The sequence below is a fragment of the Lutimonas vermicola genome (genome assembly GCF_038433205.1).
In the GTDB taxonomy this organism is placed as follows: domain Bacteria; phylum Bacteroidota; class Bacteroidia; order Flavobacteriales; family Flavobacteriaceae; genus Lutimonas; species Lutimonas vermicola.
On sequence record NZ_JBCDNA010000001.1, the window covers coordinates 270196 to 287675 of the forward strand.

At 39.1% G+C, this 17480-nt stretch carries 12 protein-coding genes; 2 read left to right on the forward strand and 10 right to left on the reverse strand.

Annotated features, from left to right (window positions below):
* Positions 1-3: 3 nt before the first annotated feature.
* The 3 genes from purL to AABB81_RS01240 all read right to left on the reverse strand — a co-directional run bounded on the left by purL (position 4) and on the right by AABB81_RS01240 (position 5951).
* Positions 4-3657, reverse strand: a complete 3654-nt coding sequence (gene purL, locus AABB81_RS01230) for a phosphoribosylformylglycinamidine synthase (RefSeq protein ID WP_342158051.1) — start codon at positions 3655-3657, stop codon at positions 4-6.
* Between the two features lie 233 nt (positions 3658-3890).
* Positions 3891-5093, reverse strand: coding sequence for an RsmB/NOP family class I SAM-dependent RNA methyltransferase (locus AABB81_RS01235; RefSeq protein ID WP_342158052.1), 1203 nt, complete (start codon positions 5091-5093; stop codon positions 3891-3893).
* 99 nt (positions 5094-5192) lie between these two features.
* Complete coding sequence (locus AABB81_RS01240; protein ID WP_342158053.1) at positions 5193-5951, reverse strand: TIGR02757 family protein; 759 nt, start codon at positions 5949-5951, stop codon at positions 5193-5195.
* Positions 5952-6032: 81 nt separating this feature from the next.
* Between AABB81_RS01240 and recG the strand changes: the two genes are divergently transcribed.
* Both recG and AABB81_RS01250 read left to right on the forward strand, forming a co-directional pair.
* Positions 6033-8129: an ATP-dependent DNA helicase RecG gene (recG, locus tag AABB81_RS01245; RefSeq protein ID WP_342159623.1), complete on the forward strand. Its 2097-nt coding sequence runs from the start codon at positions 6033-6035 to the stop codon at positions 8127-8129.
* A gap of 71 nt (positions 8130-8200) precedes the next feature.
* Positions 8201-9220 (forward strand): DUF481 domain-containing protein, encoded by a 1020-nt coding sequence (locus AABB81_RS01250; RefSeq protein ID WP_342158054.1) that lies wholly within the window; start codon positions 8201-8203, stop codon positions 9218-9220.
* 29 nt (positions 9221-9249) lie between these two features.
* On the opposite strand, the gene AABB81_RS01255 is transcribed toward AABB81_RS01250, so the two are convergent.
* The 7 genes from AABB81_RS01255 to AABB81_RS01285 all read right to left on the reverse strand — a co-directional run bounded on the left by AABB81_RS01255 (position 9250) and on the right by AABB81_RS01285 (position 17282).
* The gene (locus tag AABB81_RS01255; RefSeq protein WP_342158055.1) at positions 9250-10452 is read right to left on the reverse strand and encodes a C40 family peptidase; all 1203 of its coding nucleotides are present in this window, start codon (positions 10450-10452) and stop codon (positions 9250-9252) included.
* 82 nt (positions 10453-10534) lie between these two features.
* Positions 10535-11200: an alpha/beta hydrolase gene (locus AABB81_RS01260; protein ID WP_342158057.1), complete on the reverse strand. Its 666-nt coding sequence runs from the start codon at positions 11198-11200 to the stop codon at positions 10535-10537.
* A 67-nt stretch (positions 11201-11267) separates the two neighbouring features.
* Positions 11268-11597 (reverse strand): DUF4870 domain-containing protein, encoded by a 330-nt coding sequence (locus AABB81_RS01265; protein ID WP_342158058.1) that lies wholly within the window; start codon positions 11595-11597, stop codon positions 11268-11270.
* A gap of 47 nt (positions 11598-11644) precedes the next feature.
* Positions 11645-12901 (reverse strand): dihydroorotase, encoded by a 1257-nt coding sequence (locus AABB81_RS01270; RefSeq protein ID WP_342158059.1) that lies wholly within the window; start codon positions 12899-12901, stop codon positions 11645-11647.
* A gap of 36 nt (positions 12902-12937) precedes the next feature.
* Positions 12938-14899, reverse strand: coding sequence for a BatA domain-containing protein (locus tag AABB81_RS01275; protein ID WP_342158061.1), 1962 nt, complete (start codon positions 14897-14899; stop codon positions 12938-12940).
* Between the two features lie 93 nt (positions 14900-14992).
* Positions 14993-16249 carry a metallophosphoesterase gene (locus AABB81_RS01280; RefSeq protein ID WP_342158063.1) on the reverse strand — a complete coding sequence of 419 codons (1257 nt, stop codon included), beginning with the start codon at positions 16247-16249 and terminating at the stop codon, positions 14993-14995.
* The gene (locus AABB81_RS01285) at positions 16236-17282 is read right to left on the reverse strand and encodes a hypothetical protein (protein WP_342158065.1); all 1047 of its coding nucleotides are present in this window, start codon (positions 17280-17282) and stop codon (positions 16236-16238) included. The genes AABB81_RS01280 and AABB81_RS01285 overlap by 14 nt, the downstream gene beginning before the upstream one ends.
* Positions 17283-17480: the final 198 nt, after the last annotated feature.

Genomic DNA, 17480 nt, shown 5'->3' on the forward strand with positions numbered 1-17480 from the left:
AAATTAGCGCTCAATCCATTTACGGGCATTGACAAAAGCTTCAAGCCAAGGGCTGACTTCGTCATTCCGCTCATCAGGATAATTGGCCCAGTTCCATTGGAAAATGGATCTTTCAATATGAGGCATCATAACGAGATGTCTGCCATCATCACTGGCCATCATTGCCGTGTTAAAATCAGAGCCATTCGGATTGGACGGATATGAGTCATAACCATATTTGGCCACAATATTATATCTGGATTCTTCGTATGGAAAACTGAATTTTCCTTCGCCATGTGATATCCAGACCCCGAGCGTAAGACCTGCCAATCCTGAAAGCATCACAGAGTTGTTTTCCTGTATTTTCACAGAAGTAAAGCCACTTTCATGCTTAAAGGAATCATTGTGAAGCATCTTTGGTTTGGCATCGTGATCAGGATTGATCATTTCAAGTTCTACAAATAATTGACAGCCATTACAAATACCTACCGATAAGGTGTCTTCTCTTTCAAAGAATTTTTTTAAGGTCTTATTGGCTCTTTCATTGTATAGAAAGGCACCGGCCCAACCTTTGGCTGATCCTAAGACATCTGAGTTTGAAAACCCGCCAACGGCACCTATAAATTGTACATCTTCTAAAGTCTCGCGACCACTTATCAAATCGGTCATGTGTACATCTTTAACATCAAATCCTGCCAGATACATGGCATTCGCCATTTCACGTTCACTGTTTGACCCTTTTTCTCTTATAACCGCAGCCTTTGGCCTGGGTTTTGAAGCGTCGATAAGGGGCAGTTTTCCCAAAAAATTCTTCGGGAATTCATAGGTCAATGCTTGCTGCTTGTAATTCTCAAACCTCGATTCGGCAAGATTATTTGCCGTCTGTTCCTTGTCTAAAAGATAGGAGGTAGTATACCAGAAATCTCTATAGGTTGCTATATCAAAGTTTAAATCAAAATTATTTATTTCAAGGCTTCCTGATGTATCGGCCGTTCCTATCTGATGAAAGCTGATGGTATGTGCCAAAAGGATATCTTCTAATGCTGCTGCATTTTCAGTCTGAATGATGACGCCACTTTTTTCTGAAAACAATAATTTATTAGGGTCTTTTTCATCAAATCCATCAAGGTGAATTTTTGCTCCGAGATTATTTTCAGCAAAACACATTTCCAAGAGGGTGGTAAGCATTCCTCCGGCAGATATATCATGGCCGGCCAATAAGACATCTTGTTTGATCAATTCCTGGACGGCATTGAAGCAATTCTTAAAATAAGCTGCATCCTTTATGGACGGAGTTGCCGTTCCTATTCCATTTTTGATTTGGGCAAAACTCGACCCGCCCAGATGAAACTCATCTTCAGAAAAATCTATATAATAGATCTTGTTGTTTTCTGAAGTCTTAAAAACAGGTTCCACCACTTTCCTTATATCCGAGCATTCTCCGGCTGCTGAAATGATAACTGTTCCCGGAGCAATTACTTCTTCATCAGCATATTTTTGCTTCATGGAAAGGGAATCTTTTCCGGTAGGAACATTAATCCCTAAATCGATAGAAAACGCTGATACCGTTTCGACTGCGTTATACAACCTGGCATCTTCGCCTTCATTACGACATGGCCACATCCAATTTGCAGACAAAGACACTGATTGAAGCCCATCTTTTAAGGGTGCCCAGACGATATTGGTCAGGGCCTCGGCAATCGCGTTTTTTGAGCCGGCTCTTTCATCGATGAGAGAACTTGCCACTGCATGACCTATAGAAGTTGCAATACCCCTATGTCCTTGAAAATCCAGAGCCATTACACCTACATCATTCAGGGGCAATTGAAGTGAGCCTGCACATTGCTGTTTTGCTACTTTACCTCCAACGCAACGGTCAACTTTGTTTGTGAGCCAATCTTTACAGGCCACGGCCTCCAACTGCAACACATTTTTCAGGTCTTCATAAATTTCATCAGTATTGTACTGCACTTGTTTATAGTGCCGATCAAGCGTATGGTCGGTCATTATGGTATGAGGTGAACTTCCGAACATATCAGCCAAGTCGAAATCCATGGGTTTTTCACCCGTTTTTTCAGAGACAAATGTAAACCTGAAGTCATCAGTTACCTTACCTACGTCATAAATAGGAGATCGTTCCCTGTCGGCTATCCTGTGCAAATAATCAAGATCCTTTTCATGAATCACCAATCCCATTCTTTCCTGTGATTCATTTCCGATGATCTCTTTTGAAGAGAGTGTTTGATCACCAACCGGCAAAGCATCAAGGTTGATGATTCCACCTGTGTCTTCCACCAGCTCCGACAAACAATTTAAATGGCCTCCTGCGCCGTGATCATGAATGGAGATAATTTTGTTCTCATCTCCTTCAACCATGCCCCGTATCGTATTCGCAACCCTTTTTTGCATTTCAGGATTTGATCTCTGAACGGCATTTAAGGTGATCGCTGTATTGAATTCTCCAGTATCAGCAGAAGATACGGCAGCACCACCCATTCCTATACGGTAATTGTCACCACCAAGGATAATAATGCTGTCACCTTTTACAGGTTTGTCTTTTAAGCTGTCAATTTTCTTTCCATATCCAATGCCACCTGCGAGCATGATGACTTTGTCAAATCCAAGTTTTCGGTTGTGTTCTTCGTGCTCGAAAGTGTAAAGTGAACCTGATATCAAGGGTTGCCCAAATTTGTTTCCAAAATCAGATGCTCCATTTGAGGCCTTGATTAATAATTCTATTGGAGTCTGGTACAGCCATTTCCGTTCCTGCATGGTTTCCCATGATCTGTTTTTTGTTAATCTTGAATAAGGAGTCATATATACAGCAGTTCCTGCCAATGGCAAAGAACCCTTTCCTCCGGCAAGCCGGTCTCTTATTTCTCCACCTGAACCGGTGGCCGCCCCGTTAAAAGGCTCTACGGTGGTTGGAAAATTATGGGTTTCGGATTTTAGTGAAATAACCGATTCTATTTTTTTATTTTGATAATAATCAGGTTTATCGGCCGATATAGGCGCAAATTGTTCAATAACAGGCCCTTCAATAAACGCTACATTATCTTTGTAAGCCGAAACGATTGTATTGGGATTTTCAACAGAAGTCTTTTTGATCATTTTAAAAAGAGAATTTGGTTTCTCCTTTCCATCGATCACAAAGGTACCGTTGAATATTTTATGACGACAGTGTTCTGAATTTACCTGTGAAAACCCAAAAATTTCTGAATCTGTCAATTTTCTGTTTAATTTGGCAGACAATTCCTCCAGATAAGTGACCTCATCATTGCTTAGTGCAAGTCCTTCAGCTTCGTTATAGGCAGCGATATTCTCGATGTACTTTATGGCTTCAGGTTCAATATCAACAACGAACAAGTCTTGGTCAAGTTGTTTGTAATGATGTTGTATCATCGGATCAAAAACAGGGCTATCGGAAGAAGTTTTAAAAAATTCCTCAATCCGTATAATTCCCGAAATACCCATATTTTGAGTAATTTCAACGGCATTGGTACTCCAGGGGCTGACCATTTCATTTCTGGGGCCAATAAAATTACCGGTAATGGAGTTTTCTTTTACTTTTTCAGCATTGCCGAAGAGCCATTTTAATTTTTCAATATTCTGTTCGTCAATTTCTGAAGGAGAAGAAACGGCAAATACCGTTTGTTTCTTGGTAAAAAAGTTGATCATTTGACTGATTTTATCTTTGGATTTTGAAAAATGCAAATTTAATCAATTGGCATTGTATTACAGTAGGCAATGTTAATAATATTCAATAAAATATTGAATTATAGCAAACAAGCAAACTTCCCATTTGTACAAAATTGATTCAAAGCCGCCAAGTTTCAAAACCAACTGAACTCATGAGAACTAAGACGGCATAGAAAATGAAGGAAATCAACCCCTAATCCATGCTTCTTTTATCATCTCCTTTCTAAAAGAGCCATATAAAAGCCGTCAAAACCTGAGGCTGCGGGAGACACTTTTTTATCCTTGATCATTTCAAATTCTTTGTGATTGGCCAGGAAAGCTTTTACCTGTTTTTCGTTTTCCGAAGGAAGGATAGAGCAGGTTGCATACACTAATTTGCCACCGGTTTTAACCATTGACGCGTATTGATCGAGTATTTCAGCCTGAGTTTTTCTGATTCGGTCGATAAAATCGGCATTGAGTTTCCATTTGGAATCAGGGTTTCTTTTCAATACTCCTATACCGCTGCAAGGAGCATCGATAAGGACACGATCAGCCTTGCCTTTTAATTTTTTTATTGATTTAGTGCCTTCAATGGTTCTTGTTTCAATATTGTGAGCTCCGTCTCTCTTTGCTCTTTTCTTAAGTTCTGCCAGTTTGTGACCATGGATGTCTAAGGCAATGATCTGCCCTTTGTTTTCCATTAAGGAGGCCAAATGCAGCGTTTTACCTCCGGCTCCGGCACAAGTGTCTATAACCTTTTGACCCGGTTTTACATCTAAAAAAGGAGCTACGAGTTGTGAGGAAGCATCCTGAACTTCGAACAATCCTTTTTTAAATGCCTGACTCAGAAATACATTTTTGCGTTCTACCAGCACAAGGGCGTCCGGTGCCGAAGGAACTGTTTCAGTTTCGATTTCTTCTTCGTGCAACAATCTTTGTAATTCCTTTCGGTTAGTTTTAAGGGTATTGGTCCTGAGGATAACCCTGGCCTGCTTGTTCAATTCCTTGATTTCAACATCCCATTGTTTCCCCAATTCTGCCTCACCGGTCTCATCTAACCAATCCGGTATAGACTCTCTAAACTTTCGGATGCTTTGTAACTCGTCAAATTTGCCTTTGATCCTTCGGGTCGGAGTACCTTCGAAATACCTCCAGTCGGGTAAATCAATCCCTTTAAGGGTGGCCCAAACCGCAAAATTTTTCCATAAATTATCTCGGGAATAATGCTCTTTTGTACCTGCGATTTCATTGTAAAGGCGTTTCCATCGTACCATGTCGTAAATGGTTTCGGCAACAAATTTTCTATCCCTGACCCCCCATCTTTTATCTAGTTTCAAGGTTTTTTGGACGACCTTATCCGCATATTCGTTCTCATTGTATATAAGATCAAGTGCATGGATCACTGCCAGGACAAGATTTCTGTGTAAGCGCATCAGTTTTCAATTTTAGGCCTCAAAGGTAGGGATTAAATGGAAAGGGAATAGCACCGGGTAATTGAATTGATTAAAAAATAAAATTGCTTTTGACCAGTCTCAGGAAAATTTTTCAAAAACACCTAATCCAAAAAGCGCAAAATCGTATTTTACAGGATCGGCAGGGTCCATTTCCCTGAGCTTATGATCTAATTCTTGGAGGGCTTTGGCATCGTTTTGTTTCCGATGCAGCAAACCGAGTTTTCGGGCTACATTTCCCGAATGGACATCCAGTGGACAGGATAATATGGCTGGTGGGATCTGCTTCCAAATACCAAAATCAACTCCTGTATTATCATTGCGGACCATCCATCTTAAAAACATATTGATCCTTTTTGCGGCCGAACCTTTTTTGGGGTCTGAAATATGCTTTTGGGTTCTTAATGGGTGGGGGATATCAAAAAAATGCCTTTTAAAATGATGAATACTGTTTTGAATGCTGTCAGCTTCGGCATATCTGCTAAAAACAGATTCCAGGCCTCCATGCACTTTGTATATATGTTGCAGCCCCTCCATAAAAAAACTAAGGTCAGTGGCATTAAAGGTTCTGTGAACGAAATGCTCCATTTTTCCAGGTTTCCATTCCATGACAAAATCATAAGGAGAATTACCCATAAGGCCCATTAACTTTTGAGCGTTTTGGATGATCATTTTTCTGTTGCCCCAGGAGATGGTTGCCGTTAAAAAGGCCGAAACCTCTATGTCTTCCTTGTTTTGGAATTGGTGAGGAATCTGAATGGGGTCTGTATCAATGAAACTGGGGTTGTTGTATTGATTGGCCTTTTCGTCTAAAAATTCCTTTAGTGCTGCTGATTGCATAATTGATGATAAAAAATCAAATGTAAAGAATCTGCAAAAGAATTAAGTTTTATATTTTCGTATTCTCATAATTTGTAAGAAATCAATTTTCAAACATCCATATCGTATTTAAAAGGGGTAGGCCCGTCAAGGGCAAAGTTGCTCGGTAAGGAACTGGGTATTTTTACCTATGCTGATCTTGCCAATTTTTTTCCTAACCGATATATTGACAGAACACAGTTTTACAAGATAAGAGATTTGCAGATAAATAGTGCTGATGTTCAGATTGTTGGAAAAATCACAGGAGTTAAATCAGTAAAGCAAAAAAGGGGTAGCAGGTTGGTCGCGCAATTTGTCGATGACACAGGTCATATGGAACTGGTTTGGTTTAGAGGCGTAAAATGGATTCAGGATTCCCTTAAAATAAACGTGCCCTATGTGATCTTTGGAAAAGTAAACTTCTTTAACGGAGCCTTTAATATGCCTCATCCGGAGATGGAGCTGCTGAGCGATTATAAAAAAGGCTTCAAAATATCTATGCAACCTGTTTACAGGTCAACAGAGGTTTTATCGAGTAGGGGGGTAAGCAACAGGGTCATGCAAAAAATGCAGCAACAGCTTTTTACAGAGACCCAGGGTAAATTCGGGGAGACGCTTTCTGAAAAGTTGATCAGGGATCAAGGCTTGATTTCAAAGAATGAGGCGATGTTCAATATACACTTTCCTCAAAGCCAGGAATTATTGACCAAGGCCCGTCAAAGATTAAAATTTGAAGAACTGTTTTTTATTCAGTTGCAGCTGGTCGTTAAAAACCTTACCAATAAAAGAAAAAACAAAGGGTTTGTTTTTGATAAAATCGGGGATTATTTCAACGGGTTTTACTCAGCGTATTTACCTTTTGAGCTTACAGGGGCCCAGAAAAAAGTGGTTAAGGAAATACGAATGGACCTCAATACAGGAGCCCAAATGAATCGCCTTCTTCAGGGAGATGTAGGTTCTGGTAAAACCATTGTGGCTGTTTTGACGATGTTAATGGCCCTGGACAATGCCTATCAAACAGCGCTGATCGCCCCCACTGAAATCCTGGCTACCCAACATTTTAACGCCATAGATGAATTATTGGCTCCCATGAATATTAAAGTACGCTTGTTGACCGGCTCTTCAACAGTTGCCCAAAGGCGCGTGATACACGAGGAACTCGAAAATGGCAGCTTGCATATTATTATAGGTACACATGCCGTTTTCGAAGATAAAGTTCTTTTTAAGAATCTTGGCCTGGCCATCATCGATGAACAGCACAGGTTCGGGGTGGCGCAAAGAGCAAAAATGTGGATGAAGAATGATTTGCCTCCTCATATTCTGGTCATGACGGCTACTCCGATTCCAAGGACCTTGGCTATGAGTGTTTACGGAGACCTTGATATTTCGGTCATTGATGAATTGCCTCCCGGAAGAAAAACAATAAAGACCATACATCGTTTTGACAGCAACCGTCTTTCGGTTTTTAAGTTTATCAAAGATGAGGTGGGCAAGGGTCGCCAGGTCTATGTTGTTTATCCGTTAATTAAGGAGTCAGAGCAACTCGATTATAAAGACCTTATGGACGGCTATGAAAGTATATCAAGGGAATTTCCATTACCAGATTATAGAATAAGTATTGTTCATGGTAAAATGAAATCGGCCGATAAAGAGTATGAGATGCAGCGCTTCGTAAAAGGGGAGACCCAGATCATGGTGGCTACCACAGTCATTGAGGTAGGGGTTAATGTTCCAAACGCCAGTGTAATGGTTATAGAGAGTTCAGAGCGTTTTGGCTTGTCTCAGTTGCATCAGTTAAGGGGAAGAGTTGGTCGTGGAGCAGATCAGAGTTATTGTATTTTATTATCAGGGGTCAAACTTACCAAAGAGGCTAAAAAAAGGCTACAGACTATGGTGGAGACCAATGATGGATTTAAAATCGCCGAAGTCGATCTCGAATTAAGAGGTCCCGGAGATTTAATGGGCACCCAGCAAAGTGGCGTATTGAATTTGAAAATAGCAGATATCGTTCAGGATTCGCAGGTAGTGTATACGGCAAGAAAGGCAGCAATTCAAGTAGCTCATTCTGCTTTAGGCCATAAAGATCCGGCTTATAAAAACATTTGGGCGACTTTTGGAGAAATTATGAAAAACAGGTCGATCTGGGCGAATATCAGTTGAATACATATCGATTGGGATATTTTTTTAGATAAAATCATAATTTCTATATTTGAAAAAAAAAGTTCTCAATTATGAATAAAAGCTACTATATCGTTTTTTTAGTTTTTTTGATCTACAATGTTGCCACAGGACAAAAAGACACCCTGACGCTTTCAAATAATGATGTCCTGGTAGGTACTATAGAAAAAATGGATCGGAGTATTTTAACCTTTAGTACTTCATATGATGATTCTGATTTTAAGATCAAATGGAGGGAAGTAAAGAAAATAAAAACCCAAAGACAATTTATAATTTCTGTAACCGAAGGAAAACGCTTTACCACAGATATTAACAGTATTTCAGGAAAAGATAAAACAGTGGTATTAAACGTTGAAGAAGGTACCAGTGAGTACGCCCTTATGGACATCGTATTTATAGAGCCCATTGGGAAGAATTTTTTTTCAAGGCTTACGGTAGATTTGGATTTTGGTATGACCCTCACAAAGGCTAATAATTCAAGGCAGGTAACTTCAAACCTCAACGCGACTTATTTGGCCTATAAATGGAGAGGTAAAGGGCTTTATAAAACCGTTTTAAGCCGTCAGGATGGAGCTGCTGATATCAATAGAATGGATGCAGAACTGGGAGGTGAATATTATTTGCCTCATGATTGGTTTATCCAGGCAAAAGCTATTTACTTGTCAAATGATGAGCAATTGCTGCAATTGAGATCAACCTATCAGGTTGGTGCAGGTTATTATTTTATAAGAAACAATACGATGTTCTTCTCTGCCAATGCCGGTATAGCCTATACGAATGAAAATTTCACAAGTGATTCTTCTGATCGGAAAAGTACTGAAGGATATGTGGCTTTGGGATTCACCAAATATGCGATTGGCGATTTAAGCGTTGGGACAAATGTTGTTGTATATCCGAGTTTTTCTCAAGGTGGAAGATACAGGCTGGATTTTAATTTTGATATGAAATACGACCTTCCCCTTGATTTTTATATCCGCCTTGGTTGGTCGTATAACTATGATAACCAGCCAGTTGAAAATGCAGCTGATAATGACTATGTCTTTAATACTTCTTTCGGCTGGGAATGGAATTAGGTTAAAAACAATGGTATTGAAGGGAATTCTCAGGACTTGATCCTGGTCTCTGAATCCATAAGTTTAAGATCAATGATAGCATTATCTTTTTGACCCAGGTATCTTCTGCTGCCTAAATATCTGTTTGTGTTGAATTCATCATAATACTTTGAAACAGGATCAATTGAACCCAGTTTCACCCTTCCCGAAGCATGAATAAACTCACCCTGGTCGTTGCCAAGCCATATAGCAACATGGGTTACCCTTTGCTTTGTGCTGTCGGTGGCTTTTTTCCCGAAGAACATCAGGTCACCCTTTCTAAGGTTTTCCAGCGTAAACTGAGGGTCTGCGTCTTTCCCTGCCATAATCTGCTGAGAGGCATCACGAGGGATGATATAGCCATTCATAAAGTAAACAGTCTTTGTAAATCCGCTGCAATCCATGCCTTTGGAAGAAGTTCCTCCCCATAAATAAGGAGCCCCCATTAATTCTTTAGCGTATAATTCAACGAGTTCGCCTGATGGTTGTACTTCCTGTATCCATGTATGATATACTTCGCTTTCTGATTTTTTAAGATAGCCTTGCCTTTTGTCGGGATACTGAACCTTGTAAAAAGAGGGCATTTCTTCCACCAACAGCAATTGTGAGCCTAACACCATGTCACCGATTTTGTCAAATTCATTGTTTAATTCCTTATAAACATAACCAAAACCCTTTGTGAAAACCACTTTTGTTGCCATTTTCCAGGACTTGAATTCCTCTGAAGACATAAGCGTAACCCCTCCGTGATCTACCCAGGAAATGTAACCATCTGGCGTTTGCACCAAATAAAAGTCTCCTTTGATTTTTAAAACTTTTAAGGGAGTACCCAGGATGGCCTGAGTTGCCAGTTCTCCCGAATGCCTGGCATTTGATCGGATGTTTGCAACGGAATTGTTCACTACTGCCTGTTTCCATGGGCCCACACTTGAGTCGGGCAAAATGATCGCCTCGTTTTTTATCTCCATCCCTCTGGCCTTCAGCAGGGTTATCAGACTGGAAAGCGCCTGTGGTTGATCAGTTTCACCCGTTATTTGAATCTGATTTGCCTGTTCCGACAGCGTGAGCGTATAAACGGCCACGCGCTTGTCTGGCGCATAGCTTTGTTTGATACTGTCATTCAGCGATTGAATCGCCTCAAGGCCTTGTTTGTTCGGTTGATCACAAGCGAACAGGGCAACTAATAAAATGGCTGGGAGTACTTTTTTAAGCATAATTTCTGGGTGTGACCCTTTTAAAATCGGGGCTAAGCTACAAAATTAAGGATAATACGCACATGGCTTAAGGCTTATCAGTTTAATGAGAAGAACAGCGTTCTTTGATCCAGTTATGCAGGTCATAAAAATTCTGCGGAGCCACGCCGTGGCCGACAGGGTATTCCCGGTAACTGTATTTGATGTTGAGTTTTTCAAGGAAGGGGCCTGTTTTTCTTGCCCATTCAACAGGTATTACCTGATCTGCCGATCCATGTGAAACAAAAAAATCAAGATCTTTATAGCTCTCTTTTTCAATAGGCTTTTCAATTAATTCTTGATTTACATATCCGCTAAGTGCTGCTATGTGTTGAATTTTATGAGGATGGTTAAGTGCATAAGCGGTGCTCAGTATGGTGCCCTGGCTAAATCCAAGAAGAAAGATGTTCTTTTCATCCACATCATAGGCTGCGACCACTTCGTTGATAAATTGATCTATGCGTTTCAGCGCCTCCTTTGCTTCAGGGATATCCGAAAATTTATCACTGCTTGTGGCATCAAAATGTATGGTATACCAGGCATAACTTCCAAATCCAAGTGATAAAGGAGCCCTGGCACTTATGATCAGCAATTCTCCGGGTAATTCGTCTGCAAAAGAAAACAGATCCTGTTCATTACTGCCATATCCGTGAAACATGATGAGCAGCGGAGCATTGGATTGAGGTATTTTAGGTTGTCTTATCAAGTATTCCAGTGAAAATGAAGCCATAGAAGTCTCTAGTGTGTTTTGATTTGTTTAATAGTCTTGAAAGATCTGCTCACCGAATCTTATGTTTTTAATGAATATTCCTGAACCATTCCTGAAATTGATCCCCAAGTAAGGGAACCCTTTTTTCTTCTCCCTGAATTGCCCCGATCAGGCCGATGATCCATAAAATAAATACCCCGATGCCCAATAACATATCTAACCAGCCAAAATCTGTATAGCGCTGCAGAAAATTAACGAGCAGACCCAGGACAAATATGCCTATCGCCTGACGGATATGAAAGGACGCAAAATAATTCTGTTTGTTTTGATTCATGATAAATGCGATCAAAGTACCAATAACAGTGATATAACTTATAATGGCAATGGTTTTGCCTTCTTGTACTGTTTGATTTTTCATGGGTGAAGATTTTAATAGTTAATGTGTTGGATTTCCTCTTTACATACTCAGGACAGTACCAGTTTATTGTTGGCGAAGATACCGTAAGATTTCCCCAAAAGTTCTTTTCCTAAAAATGCTGAGTTCTTTGATTTTGATATGATATCCGTTGTATCAAAAACATATTTGGCGTCGGGATCGAATAGGGTCAGCTCTGCCTTTGCATCTTTTTCAATAACTGAAACGGGAAGGTCAAAGCGTTTGCAGGGATTTTCAGTTAAGCAAGTGATCGTTTCTTCGAGCTCTAATTTTTTTCTGACGCTGCCAAAAAGTGATTCCATTCCAATGGTCCCGTAAAACCCATTTTCAAATTCCACGTTCTTGTTTTCAATATCAATGGGGTTGTGATCGCTAACGATCATGTCGATGGTTCCGTCTTTTATACCTCTGATGAGTGATTTTACGTCCTTGTCGGATCTCAATGGCGGTGTTACCTTAAAATTGGTATCAAATGATCTTATTTCTTCATCTGTGAGGAATATATGGTGTGAAGCGACACTACAGGTGACGTCAAGCCCTTTTTTCTTGGCTTCTTTGATCAATTGCACGGCCTTGGAAGTACTGATGGTCGGGATATGTAATTTTCCACCTGTATACTCCAGTAAAGCAAGGTCCCTGGAAATCTGTAATTCTTCAGAAAGATTAGGAATCGAATTAAGTCCGAGCCTTGTGGTATTTTCACTTTCGTTTACAAATCCGTGAGTCCCAATTCCTGCATCCTGTGGAAAGCTTAAGACAACCCCGTCGAAATTTTGAGCATACAACAACGCTATTTTAAGCAAATTTGCGTTTTCAACAGATCGGTTATAATCACCGAAAGCTATGGCCCCTGAATTTTTCATGTCATATAATTCGGCCATTTCCTTTCCTTGTGCCCCTTGGGTAAGATTGGCTATCGGATAAAGGTTGACAGCCGATTCTGAGCTTTTTTGTATCAAAAACTCTACTGCTGATTTGTTGTCGATTAATGGATTGGTATTGGGGTTTAAGGCTACTTTTGTAAACCCGGATCTCGCAGCTACTTCCAATCCGTGTTTAATGTTTTCCCTCTCTTCATACCCGGGTTCACCTAACGAAACACTGGTGTCGAACCAACCGTTGGAAACGTGAAGGTTTTTCAACTGAATTTCCTTGCAATTTTTCGGGAGTTCCAGTTTTTTGCCAATGTTCGTAATGATACCATGTTGAATCAAAATATCCATCTTTTGGTTATGATACCTTGAGTTGCTGTCGATGATCTTGGCAGATCTTAGAAGTATGTTCATTTATTTCTTGTTTTGATGCTAATCATCTTAAAATATTTAATTCTTCAAAAATTTTTGAAGCAGAATTTCCAAGATTAAAAAAACCAAAGCAAAAATAACAAATAATTGCCATAGTTCTCTATTATTATTCCTTTCGATTCCTTCTTTCATTGCCGTATCCAAAGAATTGAAATAATGGATGTTCTCAAATTGATCAGTCAAAGGTTTGAGATTGACATAAGTAAGGTCACTTTCAATTCGATCATAATTGAAAGCTAAAGTTTCCAGCAATGTGTCACCTGATTTCAAATCATAAAGGCCTGAATTGAGCGGGTAATCCTGGGTAGTTAATTTGATTCGCTCACTTGTTCTAATTTGCATTGGAATGAATTCCATGCCGTTCCCAACAATTTTTAAGGCTTCCTCATCCGACTTATCTGACCTTGCTGTAATCTCATTTTTTTGTCCTATGGTCAGGTAAATCGACTTATCATTCTTGTTTTGAACCGAAAAATTGTAAAACAGCGGAACGACAAGGGGCGAATTTACAAAAGTATTTTCCTGGGCAGACAGATGTGAGGAGATCCAGTAGATCTTGTTGTTGAAATATTTTATTTCTGTCACAAAATCTGTTTGGTCCTCAAACTGGAGTAGTGTGGAGGAATTTTTAAAATCGGCCGTATATCCATCTCGCAATAACGGATATTCAAAGTTATATACTTCTTTTTCGAATACCTGATCAAAAAACGGATGGTCATAGTTAATCCGGTTGACACTTTTTTCTTCATTGAACTTTCCCGCAATCTTTCCTGTTCCAAAAGCGTTCAACAGCTTGTTATAAGAGTCAAGATCTGCGTCAACGGCAGGAATGATCACAAGATTTCCATTTTTTTCAGTAAAAGCTGCCAGGCTTTGACTTAGGGGGTTTGGTATTTTTTCTAATTCATTAAGAATAATGAGATCTTGGTTCGGGATGATGCTTTGATCCAGGTCAGCATAACTGGATTTGATAAAGGCAAACTCTTGTGGATTGTAAATCCTTTCTAAAAAACTATTCTTGAGACCAATAACCAAAACATTTCTTTTTGGCTTTTTAGGAATACTGAAAAATAGTTCATTATCAAAATTCAAACTGTGGTCAGTAAAGGAGATGCTGCCGTAATCTGATGATGAAGCAGGAATCAAGAATTCAATGTGTTCAGTTTCTCCGGGTTTTAAGCTTAATGTTGTTTTTCCGTAAAGCAGTTCATTGATAACCAGGGATACACTTAAGTCTTTGACTTCCATTCTCTCGCTGCTTATTTCGGCTTTTAAAGAGATTTGGCGGCCATTGTTTTTTGTGATCCAGACCGAATCGAGAGAAATGTTTCCTGTGGTGATATCCGACAGGTCGACCAAAGAATAATTGTGTTCTTTACGTATTAAACTGGTATCAATAACATTGTTAATACTTTGAAAATCACTAATTAAATAAACATCAAATAAAGTATTGATTTTATTATTTGAATTGGTGTTTACCTGAAACAGTACCTGGTTAATATCTTTTTTAAGAGGGAAAAAATCAAGTTCAATCAAAGTCCTTTGAAGGCCCTTTTGGTCCAAATGACTCATAGGCTTGTTGTTGGTGATCAGGCTCACTTCATCATCTATTGCTTCTAATTTGTCAAGGAGGTAATTTTTGCTCAATTCTAACTTGTCGACGCCGGTGTTACCCTTTGCCTGCATACTCAGTGAATTATCTATATAAAAAATACGCTTCCTTTTTTGAAGGCCTTCATTCTTATTGATAAAAGGTTGAGAAAATGCAATAACCAATGCCATTAAAGTGAGCATCCGTGCCAAAAGAATGAGAAGCTTTTTGAGTTTGGAGCTTTTTCTGGTTTCGAGCTCTATTTCTTTCAGGAACTTAACATTTGTGAAAACTTCTTTCTTAAATTTTTGTAGCTGAAACAAATGAATAAGAAGGGGAATAAGCAGCAGAAAAAGAAAAAATAAAATCTCTGGATATTTAAATTGCATTATTCCGAATAACTTTGTCCAAAAGTAGGAATTTATTATTCAAATATAAAGCTTAAAATTGGAAATGATCAAGGCGAGGCCCTTACAACAGAACTACTGCTCCACGCCGTTAAGTTCGGATATTATTCCTTCACTGTCAATTTTAAACCTTTGGTATTTCTTTTTGTGCCTTACAAGCAAAAGTAACTCGGTGGCTGCGTCATCGAGATCCGTTGTAAGCAGCTTTCCCTCATATTTTTGCGTAATGGTTTCCCGTGTTGTATGGGCTACCACGTGCAACTTTGATTTGTGCTTTTTGAGCATTGTATTTAATTGCGGGCCAAGGGTGTCTAAAAGTACATAACCCCTGAACCAGTATGGACTGTCGGAATGGAAAAAAAAGCTTCTCATTTCCATCCAGTGATTTACATCATATTTGGTACTGTCGGGATATGCTTCCATCATCTCAAGATACATCGGCTCTTTCATAAAGAAATAAGCTTTATTATTGAATTCTTCAAGCGTAATAGGGCCAATGTTCAAAATACCGCCATGCGACATTACGACATGATCAATTTTTAACAAAGATACTTTGCTCCGCAGCCAGGATCCGAGTACCGAATTGATCGGATGGAACAACTCTTCATAACCAAGGCCATGGGCCAATGAAATATTTTGCTCCTTTCTGCTGAGATACCTCAGGTCTTTGGTCATGGTCATGATTTCATGATTGCCAAGTACAAGATGTGACTCGCCACCGGCTTTTGCAGCTTTTTCTTCCAATTGATAGATAAACCAAAGCACTTTTGTCACATCATCACCACGGTCAAAAACATCTCCTAAGAAAACAATATGAGCATTTCCTGCTGTCCAATTTAAGTTTTTATCAATGATCTTTGATTTGGTCAGCAAGGTGATCAATTGATCGTATCTCCCGTGGATATCTCCGACTACATATATAGAATCCACTTTTTTATAAACTGTTTTGTCCTGTTCGGCATTGGCTTTGATCCTCACCTGATGCATTCCTGCTTTTTCACCTCCGAATTCAAAAGTAAAGGGAGTTTTTATTTCTTTATCAAGGTTAATATTGTGGGTTCTTGCTGTATCTGTTTTCCCGGATGCAACAATCCTGTTTCTGGAGTCAATAATTTGATAGCGACCTATGTCTGCTGCCTCGGTGATCCAGCGAAAATTATAGTAATCGGTTTTCCCCACATACAAAGAGTAGGTCCCTTCATATTTATAATCATTTTGTGTTGCTATCCGGTTTATTTTTGAATGCTTATCAAAGCTCATAAAAATAAATACGGCAGAAACAGCAATGATGAAATAGCGCGTTATTAGTATGTTATTTTTAGTCTGTTTCATAGGCGTGCTTATGTTTTACCCTACAGGCCTTGTTTATTTTTTTATCGACATATTTTGGGTCATTGAGGTTTTTGTAAAACCCACTGACATACCTGGTCATTGAATTTCTGCTTTTTTCTGTTAAGAAGTCAGCATTTTCGATGATACCTAACATATCATCCTGGATACTCAGGTAAAAATCTATTGTTTTTTTATAACCATCTGAACGACAGAAACCCCTGAAATCACGAGTTTTTACATTTTCAAGATTACTTCCTTCCGGAGGCAGGGCATAAGGCGTATCAACCAATCCAGAATAATCAAAGTCATAAGGGACCGGGATTGGTAACCTTCCCTGATCACCTTTAACAAGTTTCATATTGTGCATTTTAGAGATGGACCAATCGTGATTTCCAATCATAAACTGGAACATGATCAACTTGTCGAGTTCTTCCTTATTTGCAACCTCCTGATTTCTGAGGGAATCCTTAAATACACTTACCTCATTTCTTTTTGCGACATCTTTGATATCTTCAATGAAAAAACCGTAGTGCATATTTGCCCTTTTCGGATTATCGGAGTCGATATAGGTAATTTCGGCAAGTATAACATTGAAACTATAAGGACTTACTTTCTGATACATTTTATACACCAAATATTCTTTTTGAATGTATTCTTCATAAGATTTCTCGTTCTGGCAATGTGTCACTAATTTAAGTTTCTTCTGATTTTTAAAAATCGTGTTCTTTGTGTCGGCTTTGTTAAAGGTCAATCTCAAAGGCGGAAAAGTACATATTTGTTTAAATGTGCGCGAATTTCCACGGACATTGACTTTTAACTGGTGCTCGACGACGGTCCCGTCAGCTTGTGTGTAGGATATTTTTGCGTTGTGCTTATTCCTTTCTTTTGTGTCATTTGCCACTGTTTTTAAGGGCATTTCAAGATTTAATACAAGAATGGAATCTGATCGGAACAACTTTGCTGCTTTTTGAGCATTGACCGAAAGGTTTGTTAGCAGCAGGAATAAGATTAAAAAAACTGATCTTTGGAACATAAATGTTACATTTAGGTATTACATATGAACCCTGTTTATTAAGGTTTATCTCATACAGGTCAATTATTGGATTCCACCGAGAGATAACAGATTTTTCTCAGATCAAATAAGACAGTTGCAGCCAGTTCTTATGAAAGCGCAAGATTTATTTTAATTGTTTTTTTACAAAAAATAAACCCAAAATATCTGATTATCAGA